At 73.8% G+C, this 11056-nt stretch carries 11 protein-coding genes; 5 read left to right on the forward strand and 6 right to left on the reverse strand.

All coding sequences use genetic code 11. The features are described from left to right. Positions 1-80: 80 nt before the first annotated feature. Positions 81-767, reverse strand: coding sequence for a TetR/AcrR family transcriptional regulator (locus RIF68_RS13860; RefSeq protein ID WP_309051531.1), 687 nt, complete (start codon positions 765-767; stop codon positions 81-83). 245 nt (positions 768-1012) lie between these two features. Between RIF68_RS13860 and ddaH the strand changes: the two genes are divergently transcribed. Further along, positions 1013-1843: a dimethylargininase gene (gene ddaH, locus RIF68_RS13865; RefSeq protein ID WP_375165053.1), complete on the forward strand. Its 831-nt coding sequence runs from the start codon at positions 1013-1015 to the stop codon at positions 1841-1843. 26 nt (positions 1844-1869) lie between these two features. Here ddaH and RIF68_RS13870 read toward each other — a convergent pair whose 3' ends face one another. Beyond that, positions 1870-2856 (reverse strand): small ribosomal subunit Rsm22 family protein, encoded by a 987-nt coding sequence (locus tag RIF68_RS13870; protein ID WP_309051532.1) that lies wholly within the window; start codon positions 2854-2856, stop codon positions 1870-1872. A gap of 117 nt (positions 2857-2973) precedes the next feature. Next, positions 2974-4338, reverse strand: a complete 1365-nt coding sequence (locus tag RIF68_RS13875) for a Bcr/CflA family multidrug efflux MFS transporter (protein ID WP_375165054.1) — start codon at positions 4336-4338, stop codon at positions 2974-2976. A 50-nt stretch (positions 4339-4388) separates the two neighbouring features. Between RIF68_RS13875 and RIF68_RS13880 the strand changes: the two genes are divergently transcribed. Then, positions 4389-5477, forward strand: coding sequence for a Gfo/Idh/MocA family oxidoreductase (locus RIF68_RS13880; RefSeq protein ID WP_309051534.1), 1089 nt, complete (start codon positions 4389-4391; stop codon positions 5475-5477). A gap of 73 nt (positions 5478-5550) precedes the next feature. Here the strand turns inward: RIF68_RS13880 and RIF68_RS13885 are convergent, their stop codons facing one another. Then, positions 5551-7182: an alkaline phosphatase D family protein gene (locus RIF68_RS13885; RefSeq protein WP_309051535.1), complete on the reverse strand. Its 1632-nt coding sequence runs from the start codon at positions 7180-7182 to the stop codon at positions 5551-5553. A gap of 102 nt (positions 7183-7284) precedes the next feature. Between RIF68_RS13885 and RIF68_RS13890 the strand changes: the two genes are divergently transcribed. Next, a complete protein-coding gene (locus tag RIF68_RS13890; protein ID WP_309051536.1) occupies positions 7285-8061 on the forward strand; it encodes an SDR family oxidoreductase in 777 nt (258 codons plus the stop codon). A gap of 115 nt (positions 8062-8176) precedes the next feature. Here RIF68_RS13890 and RIF68_RS13895 read toward each other — a convergent pair whose 3' ends face one another. Then, positions 8177-8500 carry a nuclear transport factor 2 family protein gene (locus tag RIF68_RS13895; RefSeq protein WP_309051537.1) on the reverse strand — a complete coding sequence of 108 codons (324 nt, stop codon included), beginning with the start codon at positions 8498-8500 and terminating at the stop codon, positions 8177-8179. A 175-nt stretch (positions 8501-8675) separates the two neighbouring features. Here RIF68_RS13895 and RIF68_RS13900 point away from each other — a divergent pair, with 175 nt between their 5' ends. Continuing rightward, positions 8676-9110: a hypothetical protein gene (locus tag RIF68_RS13900; protein ID WP_309051538.1), complete on the forward strand. Its 435-nt coding sequence runs from the start codon at positions 8676-8678 to the stop codon at positions 9108-9110. A gap of 16 nt (positions 9111-9126) precedes the next feature. On the opposite strand, the gene RIF68_RS13905 is transcribed toward RIF68_RS13900, so the two are convergent. Further along, the gene (locus RIF68_RS13905; RefSeq protein ID WP_309051539.1) at positions 9127-9765 is read right to left on the reverse strand and encodes a flavin reductase family protein; all 639 of its coding nucleotides are present in this window, start codon (positions 9763-9765) and stop codon (positions 9127-9129) included. Between the two features lie 255 nt (positions 9766-10020). Between RIF68_RS13905 and RIF68_RS13910 the strand changes: the two genes are divergently transcribed. Further along, positions 10021-11056 (forward strand): DUF262 domain-containing protein (locus RIF68_RS13910; RefSeq protein ID WP_309051540.1); only part of this gene is annotated, 1036 nt, incomplete at its 3' end.

Below are 11056 nucleotides of genomic sequence, written 5' to 3' on the forward strand. Positions count from 1 at the left end.
ACCGGAGTGGGGAAGCGGGGTGCGGAAACGCGGGACCGGGCGGCCCGGGGGAAGGGGCCCGCGGGAGCCGGCCCGAGCCCTCAGGGGCGCGGCGCCAGGCCGCGCAGGACCTGGTCGACCAGGGCGTCGGCGTAGGCGTGGGTGAGCGGCAGGGTGCGGTGGATCCAGCGGTGGTGGAGGGGGCCGACGAGCAGCTCGACGGCGAGGCGCGGGTCGGTGTCCGGGGCGATGTCGCCCGCCCGCCGGGCGGCCTCGATGCGGCGCGTGTAATACGCGAGCTGGGGTTCGAGCAGCGCCTCGGTGAAGCGGGCGCCGAGGTCGGGGTCGACGATCCCCTCGGCCGCCAGGGCCCGGGAGGGCACCTCGAAGGCGGGGTCGTTCATCTCGTCGACGGTGGCGCGCAGGACGTACTTCAGGTCGGCGGCGAGGTCGCCGGTGTCGGGGATCTCACTCTCGGCGGTGCCGCCGAGGGCCTCGTTCGCGCGGGCCGCGAGGTCGAGGAAGGCGTCGAGGAGGACGGCGGCCTTGGAGGGCCACCAGCGGTAGATGGTCTGCTTGCCGACACCGGCGCGGGCGGCGATGCCCTCGACGGTGGTCTTCGCGTAGCCGGTCTCGGAGACGAGGGCGAGGGCGGCGTCGAAGATGGCGCGGCGGGAGCGCTCGCTGCGGCGGGAGGCATCGGGCGCCTTGGCCTTCCGGGGCGTCGCGGGTGCCCCGGGGGCCGTGGGAGCGGGGGGCGTCTCGGGGGTCTGGGACTCGGGGGACATGGTCCTCAATCTAGCAGTCGGCGAGACGCTACGTCTCGCCTGTGGGGGGCGGGCCGGCGCCGGTCCGCGCGTCTCCCCCGCCCCACCGGTCCCCCTGCCCTCACCGGTCTCCCCGCGTCCCGCCGATGACCCGGCGGCACCGCCCGGAACCACCCGAACGGTCCACAGCGCGCGGGCCGCCGGGAGCGGACCATGGGGTCACCGATTCTCGGTTCTTCCGTCCGTCCGTTCGTGAGGAGCCCGCATTGCGCCCCACTCCGCGCACGCCCTCGCCCCGCCGTTACCTGATGTGCCCACCCACGCACTTCTCGGTGACGTACTCCATCAACCCGTGGATGGACCCCACGAAACCGGTCGACCTGCCGCTGGCCCTCGCCCAGTGGGAGGACCTCCGCGACCGCTACCGCTCGCTCGGCCACACCGTGGAGCTGCTCGACCCGCACCCCGCCCTGCCCGACATGGTGTTCGCCGCGAACGGCGCCACCGTCGTCGACGGCCGGGTCCTCGGCGCGAAGTTCGCGTACCCCGAGCGCGCCGACGAGGCGGCCGTCCACCTGGCCTGGTTCCGCGGGAACGGCTGGGCGGAGGAGGACCTGCGGGAGCCGGACCACGTGAACGAGGGCGAGGGCGACTTCGCCGTCACCTCCTCCTGGATCCTCGCCGGGCGCGGCTTCCGCTCCAGCCCGCTCTCGCACGACGAGGCCCAGGAGTTCTTCGGCCGCCCGGTGATCGGCCTGGAGCTGGTGGACCCGCGCTACTACCACCTGGACACCGCGCTGTGCGTCCTGGACGACGCCCGCGACGAGGTCATGTACTACCCCGCCGCCTTCTCCCCCGGCAGCCGCGCGGTCCTCGCCCGCCTCTTCCCCGACGCCCTGCTCGCCACCGAGGAGGACGCGGCGGCGCTCGGCCTGAACGCGGTCAGCGACGGCCGCCACGTGCTGTTCCCACAGACGGCGGCGGGCCTCTTCGAACCGCTGCGGCGCCGCGGCTTCGAGCCGATCGGCATGGACCTCAGCGAGCTGCTCAAGGGCGGCGGCAGCGTGAAGTGCTGCACGCAGGAGCTGCGGCCCTAGGGGGTGTCCTCCCGTCGGGGACCGGGTCAGGCCGGTTCCCCGGGAGGCCAGGGGTCGCCCCACTCGGCGTCCCTGGCCTCCTTGTAGAGCGCGCCGTGCCGCTTGGTGACGGTCTCGCGCCCGAGCCCGTCCGGGCCGCAGAGCTCCAGGAGCACCTGGCCCTTGCGGATCTGCGGCCTGCGAGTGACACGGGCGGGCGCCGGGGTCACCGGGAACCGGACCGCCGCCACGTACGCGAACTTTTCGTCCTCGTACGGCAGGGAACCGCCCTTCACCCGGCGGTGCAGCGAGGAGCGGGTGACCCGGGCGGAGAAGTGGCACCAGTCGGTGCCGGGCACGATCGGGCAGGCCCCGCTGTGGGGGCAGGGCGCGGCGACCGTGAAGCCGGCGCCGACGAGCAGGTCACGGGCGGCGATGATCCGCTCGTAGCCGTCGGGGGTGCCGGGCTCGACGATGACGACCGCGCCCCGGGCGGCGCGGGCCGCCTCGGTGACGAGGGCGGTCCGGTCGGCCCCGGTCAGTTCCTTGAGCACGTACGAGACGGTGACGAGGTCCGTGCCGGTGAGGCGCAGCGCCGAGCCGATCCGTTCGCGCCGCCACTCGGCGTCGAGGACGCCCCGGGCGAGTTCGCGGCCGAGCGCGAGGGCCGGCTCGGCCCAGTCCAGGACGGTGGTCCGGGGCGGGTTGTCCTCCCAGGCCCCGGCGACGGCCCAGCTCGCCGCGCCGGTGCCGCCGCCGATGTCCGTGTGCGTGCCGGGCGTCCAGTCGGGCGCCGCGTCGCGCAGCGCGGCGAGGGCGCCCCGTACCGCCTCGAAGGTGGCGGGCATCCGGTACGCGGCGTAGGCGGCGACGTCGGAGCGGTCGCGCAGCACGGGGGCGTCCGTCGGGGTGGTCCCCCGGTAGTTGGTGATGAGCCGCTCGACGGCCTTCGCGGCCTGGGAGGGCGGCAGCCCGTCGAGGAGCCCGGCGAGGGCGGCGCGCAGGGACTCGGCGGAGGGAGGAGAGGCGTTCACCGAGACAGTCTAGGCGCCCCCGCGCCTCCGGAACCGGCCCCCCGGACCGCCCCCTCACCGGCGCCTTCCGGGAGCCGGCTCCCCGGGTCCGGGGGCCGGCTCCTCGGCTCCGGGGCCTCAGTCGCCGGTGGCCGCCGGGCGCCGCCAGGGGCGGCAGAGGCCGAGGAAGCAGCCGAGGGCGAGGACGGCGCAGGCCAGCTGCACGGCGGCCATCGGCACCGCCGTCCGTTCACCGGCGATGCCGACGAGCGGGGAGGCGATCGCGCCGATGAGGAACGAGGAGGTGCCGAGGAGCGCGGAGGCGGAACCGGCGGCGTGCGGGGTGCGCATGAGCGCCTGCGCGTTGGTGTTGGGCATGGCGAGGCCCATCGCCGACATCAGGACGAAGAGTCCGGCCGCGATCGGCACCAGTCCGGGCTCACCGAAGACCCCGGTGGTCATGAGCAGCAGCGCGACGGCGGCGAGCAGGATGGCCGCGAGCCCCCAGCCGAGCACCTTGTCCAGGCTGACGCGGCCGACGAGCAGCTTGCCGTTGATCTGGCCGACGGCGACGAGGCCGACCGAGTTGAGGCCGAAGAGGAGGCTGAAGGTCTGCGGCGAGGCGCCGTAGATCTCCTGGACCACGTAGGGCGAGGCGGTGATGTAGGCGAAGAGCGCGGCGAAGGCGAGGCCGCCGGCCAGCATGTAGCCGGTGAAGACCCGGTCGGCGAGCAGGCCGCGCATCGTCCGCAGGGCGTCGGCCACGCCGCCCTGGTGGCGGCGTTCGGCGGGCAGCGTCTCGCCGAGGAAGCGCCAGACGACGACGGTGAGCAGGAGACCGATCACGGCGAGGACGTGGAAGACGCCCCGCCAGTCGGTGATCCGCAGGATCTGGCCGCCGATGAGCGGGGCGACGATGGGCGCGGCCCCCGAGATCAGCATGAGGGTGGAGAAGAAGCGGGCCATCTCGACGCCGTCGTACAGGTCGCGGACGACGGCGCGGGCGATGACGATGGCGGCGGCGCCCGCGAGTCCCTGGAGCAGCCGGAAGGCGATGAGCAGCTCGGCGGTCGGGGCGAGGGCGCACACGGCGGTGGCGAGGACGTACACGACCATGCCGGCGAGGAGCGGCCGGCGGCGCCCCCACTTGTCGCTCATCGGCCCGACGACGAGCTGGCCGACGGCCATGCCGGCGAGGCAGGCGGTGAGCGTGAGCTGGATGGTGGCGGCGGGGGCGTGGAGGGCGCGGGTGACCTCCGGCAGGGCCGGGAGGTACATGTCCATGGAGAGCGGCGGGAGGGCCGTGAGGCCGCCGAGGACGAGGGTGACGAGCAGACCGGTCCGCCGGAGCGCGGCGGCGGGGGCCGGAGTGGCGGCGGCCGTGGCGGTCGCGCCGGGGCCCGCCGAGGCGGAGGCGGCGGCATCCCCGTCCGCCTCGGGGGCGGCCGGGTCGGGGGTCGGGGATATGGGTCCGTGCGTCGTGGTCTTGCCGCTCTCCGGCATCGACAGCTCCATTTCGTTGAATCCTTGCCTATGCTCTCAGCTCGATCGGCATGGTCGAGACCTGTGGGGTGGGGATGGACGGGAACAAGGTCGGGAACCGGACAGTGCGCTGGGGCGTGCTCGCGACCGGTGGGATAGCGGAGCGGTTCACCTCGGATCTGCGGGACCTGGAGGGCGCGGAGGTCGTGGCGGTGGCGTCCCGTACGGAGGCGTCGGCGCGGGCCTTCGCGGACCGGTTCGGGATTCCCCGGGCGTACGGGGACTGGGCGGGCCTCTTCACCGACGCGGAGGTGGACGTCGTGTACGTCGCGACGCCGCACCACGCACACCGGGAGGCGGCCGGGCGCGCCCTGGAGGCGGGGAAGGCGGTCCTCTGCGAGAAGGCCTTCACGCTCAACTCCGGTGAGGCGGAGGAGCTGGTGGGAATCGCCCGGGACCGGGGCCTCTTCCTGATGGAGGCCATGTGGATGTACTGCAATCCGCTGATCCGGCGGCTGGCCGAGCTGGTGCGGGACGGGGCGATCGGCGAGGTCCGCACCGTCCAGGCGGACTTCGGGCTCGCGGGGCCGTTCGGTCCGGACCACCGGCTGCGCGACCCGGCCGTGGGCGGCGGGGCGCTGCTCGACCTCGGGGTGTACCCGGTGTCGTTCGCGCAGCTGCTGCTCGGCGAGCCGTCCGCCGTCCAGGCGCACGCGCTGCTCTCCCCCGAGGGGGTGGACCTCAACACCGGCATGCTGCTGGGCTGGGAGTCCGGCGCGTCGGCGCTGCTGTCCTGCTCGCTCGTCGCGGACACTCCGCTGACGGCCTCGGTGACGGGGACGGAGGGCCGGATCGACGTTCCGCGCGGCTTCTTCTTCCCCGAGCGGTTCACGCTGGTGCGGAACGGGGCCGCGGAGCCGGAGGAGTTCGTGAACGCGGACGATCCGCACTCGCTGCGGCACGAGGCGGCCGAGGTGATGCGGTGCCTGCGCGCGGGTGAGAAGGAGTCGCCGCTGGTGCCGCTGGAGGGCACGCTCGCGGTGATGCGGACGCTCGACGCGGTGCGCGAGCGCGTCGGCGTCCGCTACCCCCGGGAGGCCGGGACCGTCCCGCCGCCGGCCGTGGCGGGCCGCGCCGGGCCGGTCGTCACACCGGCCTGAGGCCGGCCGGCCCGGGCCCCGGCCGTCACACCGGCCTGAGGTCCGGGCCGCCGCACCGCCGGGGGCCCGGCCGTCACACCGGCCTGAGGCCCTGGTTCCCCGCCTCCGTGACGAAGGAGGCGGCGGTGGTGACGGGGGCGCCCGGGGTCGTCACGTACGGGACCGTACGGAAGTCGGCGCGGGCGCTGTCCTCGGTGAGGGCCACCGTGACGTAACCCCGCCGCCCGTTGAAGAACTTCAGGTGCGCGTTGGCCTGCATCAGCCGGTCGTGGTTCGCGGGGCGGTCGGCGCCGTCCTTGCCGCTGGCGACGGAGGTGGCGACGATCTCGGTGCCGAGGGTCCGGGAGGACGGATCGCGGAAGTCGGCCTTGATGTCGAAGCCGTGACCGACGTGGACGTCCCCGGTGAGCACCATCAGGTTCTCCACCCCGGCCGCCGCCGCGCCCGCGAGGATCCGCCGCCGGGAGGCCGGGTAGCCGTCCCAGGCGTCCATGGACACCTTGAAGTCGGCGGTGGGCCGGTCGCGGCGCTCGGAGAACACGACCTGCTGCGGCAGGAGGTTCCAGCGGGCACCGGAGGCGCGCCAGCCGTCGAGCAGCCAGCGTTCCTGCGCCGCGCCGGTCATGGTGCGCGCCGGGTCCTCGGAGGCGGGGCCGGGGACCTGCCAGCCGTCCCCGTACGCCTGGTCGGAGCGGTACTGGCGGGTGTCGAGGATGTCGAACTGGGCGAGGCGCCCGAAGCGCAGCCGCCGGTACAGCCGCATGTCCGGGCCCTCGGGCAGCTGGGGTCGGCGCAGCGGCTGGTGCTCCCAGTAGGCGCGGTAGGCGGCGGCGCGGCGGAGCAGGAACTCCTCGGGCGGGACGCCGTTCTCGGGCGTGCCGCCGGCGTAGTTGTTCTCGGTCTCGTGGTCGTCCCAGGTGACGACGAAGGGGTGGGCGGCGTGGGCGGCCCGCAGGTCGGGGTCGGTCTTGTAGAGGCCGTAGCGGAGCCGGTAGTCCTCCAGGGTGATCGTCTCGCGGTTGAAGACGGCCGGCAGGGTGCGGTCGGTGTAGGCGCGGGCGCCGCCGGTGGCGTTCACGGCGTACTCGTACAGGTAGTCGCCGAGGTGGAGGACGACGTCGAGGTCCTCGTCGGCCAGGTGGCGGTAGGCGGTGAAGTAGCCGTCGTGGTAGGCCTGGCAGGAGACGGCGGCCAGGGTGAGCCCGGCGGGCCGGTCCCCGGGGGCGGGGGCGGTACGGGTGCGGCCGACCGGGCTGGTCCAGTCGCCGGCCCGGAAGCGGTAGAAGAACTCGCGGCCCGGCTCCAGGTGCTCGACCTCGGCGTGGACGGTGTGGCTGAACTCGGGGTGCGCGGTGGCCCGTCCGCGCCGGACCGTGCGGGTGAAGCGTTCGTCGCGGGCGAGTTCCCAGTGGACGGAGACCCGGCGGGCGGGCAGTCCGCCGCCCGGCTCGAAGGGGCGCGGCGCGAGCCGGGTCCAGAGGAGGACGGAGCCGGGCAGCGGGTCTCCGGAGGCGACCCCGAGGGTGAACGGGTCCTCGGTGAGGCGGCGGGCGTCGAGTTCGGCGGCGGCCGCGGCGCCGGCCGCGGGCAGCTGGGTGGCGAAGGCGAGCGCGGCGGCGGCGCCGGTGACGGTGAGGAACCGGCGGCGGCCGAAGTGGCGCGCGGCGGCGCGGAGTTCCTGGTCGTGCTGCTGTCCCTGGGTCATGTGCCCCTCCCCTGACGGATGATGTCCGTCCGGTATTCGAGGCGCGCGGGACGTCATCCTGTTGTCGGGGACAGGACATCCACGTGTCGGACGGATGAGTTCATGGGGCACGTGTCTGGCGTACGCTGCGCGGCCATGAGCATCGCAGTGGTGACGGGAGCGGGTTCGGGCATCGGCCGGAGCGTGGCGCTGGCGCTCGCGGAGACGGGCTGGTCGGTGGCCCTGGCGGGCCGCCGGGAGGAGGCCCTGCGGGAGACGGCGGCGGCCCTCCCCGACGGTGACTTCCTGTGCGTGCCGACGGACGTCACGTCCGCCGCGCGGGTGGCCGCCCTCTTCTCGGCGGTACGGGACCGGTACGGGCGCGTCGACCTGCTGTTCAACAACGCCGGTACGTTCGCGGGCGGCGGCGTCCCGGTGGAGGACCTGGACCCGCAGACCTGGCGCGCGGTGGTCGACGTCAACCTCACGGGCGCGTTCCTGTGCGCCCAGGCGGCCTTCCGGGCGATGAAGGAGCAGGACCCGCAGGGTGGCCGGATCATCAACAACGGCTCGATCTCGGCGCACGTGCCGCGTCCGCACTCGGTCGCCTACACGGCGACGAAGCACGCGATGACGGGCCTGACGAAGTCCCTGTCGCTGGACGGCCGCCCGTACCGGATCGCCTGCGGCCAGATCGACATCGGGAACGCGGCGACGGAGATGACCGCCCGCATGCAGACCGGCATCCTCCAGGCGGACGGCCGGCTGGCGCCGGAGCCGGTGATGGACGCGGCGGACGTGGCGGCGACGGTGGTGCACATGGCGGGGCTGCCGCTGGAGGCGAACGTCCAGTTCGCGACGGTGATGGCGACGTCGATGCCGTACATCGGCCGGGGCTGAGGGGGCGCCTCGGGCCGGCGGCCCGGGGCGACCACCTCAGGCCCTGCGGGCGGGAGGCGCCCCGTGGCCCACCGCCTGAGGCCTGCGGGCGGCAGGCGCCCCGTCGCCCACCGCCTCAGGCCTGGCCGGCCTCGAAGCGTGACACCCGGCCGTCCTCGACGGTGAAGCGCCAGGCGGTCCGCATCTCGCCCGAGGTGTCGTTGCGGTAGCGGGCGACGAGCGAGCGCCCGCCGTCGGTCTCCTTCTCGACGTCCATGTGGCCCCGCGAGGCGAACACCTCGTTGTCGAGCCACTTCCGCAGATCACGGTCGGAACCGTCGTCGGACATGGTGGCGTCGGGGGTGAGGGTGTGGAGGAGCGCCTCCTCGTCGTGGGCGTTGAGGGCGGTGACGAAGGCGCGGACGGCCGGGTCGCTGAGCTGGTGCACGGGGATGGTCATGCCCCACCCGTACACCGGGGGACCTCCCGGGGGCGCGGTGCGCGCCGAACGGCCCCCGCGGGCTGCCCCGGATGACCGACACGGGCGACGGCCGCGCGTGTTCTCCGGCCCGGAACCGGGCGTTCCGGGCAGGATCGGGGCATATGCCGCAGCCGGAACCAGCTCAGGAGGAGCGATGTCGGACGCCGGAAAGGTCGTCAAGCTGTACGCCAAGGGGGTCCCGGTGGGGGTCCTGGACGGAGGGCTCGTCGCCCTCCCGGCGCCGGGGGAACGCGCCGCCGAATGGTCCGTGAGCCTGACGGACGGCGGCTTCCGCTTCGCCCTGAAGGGTACGGACGAGGTGATCGCCGCGGCCGGCACGGACCGCGCGCCGGCCACCGTCCGCCCGGACACCACGGAGGCCTCCGTGTGGCGCCTCCAGTACGTGGACGCCGAGGGCACCATCACGCTCACCTCGCTCGCGGACCTGCGCGACGGCACGTACGTGATCGACCGGCGCGGCCTGGCCCTCGGCCGGGACCTCTTCGAGCCCCGCACGCCCGGCCCGAAGCCGGTCCTGGTCCGCACGGACGACCGGACCCCGTTCTGGAGGGTGGAGGTCCTGGACTGACCGGCGGCCCCGGGTGTCAGACGGAGGCGGGCGGGCGCCGGTGCGGCATGGCCCATCCCCCGGCGAGCCGCGAGGGGCGCAGCTGCTCCCCGCCGCCGAAGAACTCGCAGAACTTCATGATCAACGGGTCCCAGCCGACCGGGTCCACGTACCGCGTCCCCGGGATGACCAGCTCCTCCTCCACGTGCGTCCGGAGCACCTGGACCTCGAAGGCGGTGGCCCGCGTGTCCGTCCCCCCGAACGGATGGGCCGACACGACCCGGCACTCCAGCTGCACGGGACACTCCGCCACCCGGGGCGCCCCCACCAGCTCCGACGCCTGCTCGGTCAGGCCCGCCACCCCGAACTTGTCGGGCTCGTACCGGTAGCCCTGCCCGGCCTTGCGCTCCGGCACGTCCGGCCGCCCCGTGGTGAGCGCGAGCCGGTCGACGGCCCCGGCCATCGCCGCCGACGGCAGATTGAGCACGCACTCCCCGTCCCGCAGCAGGTTCTCCGTGGTCCGGGCGCTGTTCCCGAGCCCGAGCATGCAGGACTGCCCGAGCCACCAGGCGGACGACATCGGCGCGAGGTTCGCCGTGCCGTCCTCGTTGAGCGAACTGATGAGCACCACGGGAGTTCCGAAGTACAGAACCTTGATCCCGGGAACGACGTGCATGTGCCGCACCTTCCACAGAGCGCCGAGCCGACCGGACCCGCGATCGTCCACGGGCCGGTACCCGACTCTCCGCCGGGGGCGCGGCCCGCGCTGGCGGAATCACGACATGGTGTTGGGGGCCGGTGCTGCCCGTGCACCCCCTCCGGCCACGCCGGTCCACCGCTCGTACCGAGTGGCTGAAGATCCACGCATCCCCTGCGGACGGCCGCGCCAGGTCGCTACGGTGTGGGCCCGTACACAAGGTGAGGGGGAACCATGCGGGCGGATACGGTCGACCTGCGGCGGATTTTCGGCAAGGACGTCCGCTACACCGTGCCACTGTTCCAGCGGCCCTACGTCTGGAACCGCGACGACAACTGGTCGGCTCTCTGGGAGGACATCCGTCGCGCGGTCGAACGGGCCGAGCGCGCGGCGCGCACCGGGGACACGGTGGCGCCTCACTTCCTCGGTGCCGTGGTCTTCGACCAGACGCCCTACCCGTCGTCGAACCTGGAGACCCGCCAGGTCATCGACGGCCAGCAGCGTCTGACGACACTCCAGCTGTTCCTGTTCGCGGCCCGGCTTTCCGCCACCTCGCTCGCACACGAGCGCTCGGTCCGGCTGTTGCGGAAGTTCCTGGAGAACGACCAGGACTTGTTCGACCGGGACAAGAACCCCGATCACCTCTACAAGGTCTGGCCGACCAACGCCGACCGTGACGAGTTCAGGGCCGTGATGGCAGGACAACCCGGACGCGGGCGGCTCGCCGAGGCCGTCGCCTACTTCCGGCAGGAGATCGACACCTGGGTGGCCGAAGTTCCCCAGCCCGGCGAACGGCTCGACGCACTGGTGCAGACGATGCGGGAGCACCTGCGCCTCGTCGTCATCGACCTGGAGAAGCACGACGACGCCCAGGTCGTCTTCGAGACGCTCAACAGCCGCGGGACCCCGCTGGAGCACGCGGACCTCATCAAGAACCTCCTGTTCCGCACCGCCGAACACGCCGGCGCGGACGTCGATCGGCTCTACGCCACGTACTGGGCCCCTTTCGACCAGGACGAATGGCGCTCCGAGCAGACCACCGGCCGTATCACCCGGAGCCGTCTCGACGTGTTCCTGACGTACTGGCTCACGATGCGCAGCCGGCGAGAGTTCACCACGTCCGCCCTGTTCAAGGAGTTCGAACGCTGGTTGTTCGAGTCCTCCGCGCCCACCGAGGAGGTGTTCGGGGAGCTCGCCCGGTACGCGGAGCTCTACGACGGCATCGACCAGCATCCCCTGGACGGGGTGGAGGGCCGGTTCCTGTACCGGA

The sequence above is a fragment of the Streptomyces sp. genome, assembly GCF_031178505.1.
GTDB classification, from domain to species: domain Bacteria; phylum Actinomycetota; class Actinomycetes; order Streptomycetales; family Streptomycetaceae; genus Streptomyces; species Streptomyces gulbargensis.

Excerpts from the sequence above, each read along its gene's own strand:
- RIF68_RS13860 (WP_309051531.1), bottom strand. The coding sequence starts at position 767 with ATGTCCCCCGAGTCCCAGACCCCCGAGACGCCCCCCGCTCCCACGGCC.
- RIF68_RS13875 (WP_375165054.1), bottom strand. The coding sequence starts at position 4,338 with ATGCCGGAGAGCGGCAAGACCACGACGCACGGACCCATATCCCCGACC.
- RIF68_RS13880 (WP_309051534.1), top strand. The coding sequence starts at position 4,389 with ATGGTCGAGACCTGTGGGGTGGGGATGGACGGGAACAAGGTCGGGAAC.
- RIF68_RS13885 (WP_309051535.1), bottom strand. The coding sequence starts at position 7,182 with ATGACCCAGGGACAGCAGCACGACCAGGAACTCCGCGCCGCCGCGCGC.
- RIF68_RS13890 (WP_309051536.1), top strand. The coding sequence starts at position 7,285 with ATGGGGCACGTGTCTGGCGTACGCTGCGCGGCCATGAGCATCGCAGTG.
- RIF68_RS13895 (WP_309051537.1), bottom strand. The coding sequence starts at position 8,500 with ATGACCATCCCCGTGCACCAGCTCAGCGACCCGGCCGTCCGCGCCTTC.
- RIF68_RS13900 (WP_309051538.1), top strand. The coding sequence starts at position 8,676 with ATGTCGGACGCCGGAAAGGTCGTCAAGCTGTACGCCAAGGGGGTCCCG.
- RIF68_RS13905 (WP_309051539.1), bottom strand. The coding sequence starts at position 9,765 with ATGCACGTCGTTCCCGGGATCAAGGTTCTGTACTTCGGAACTCCCGTG.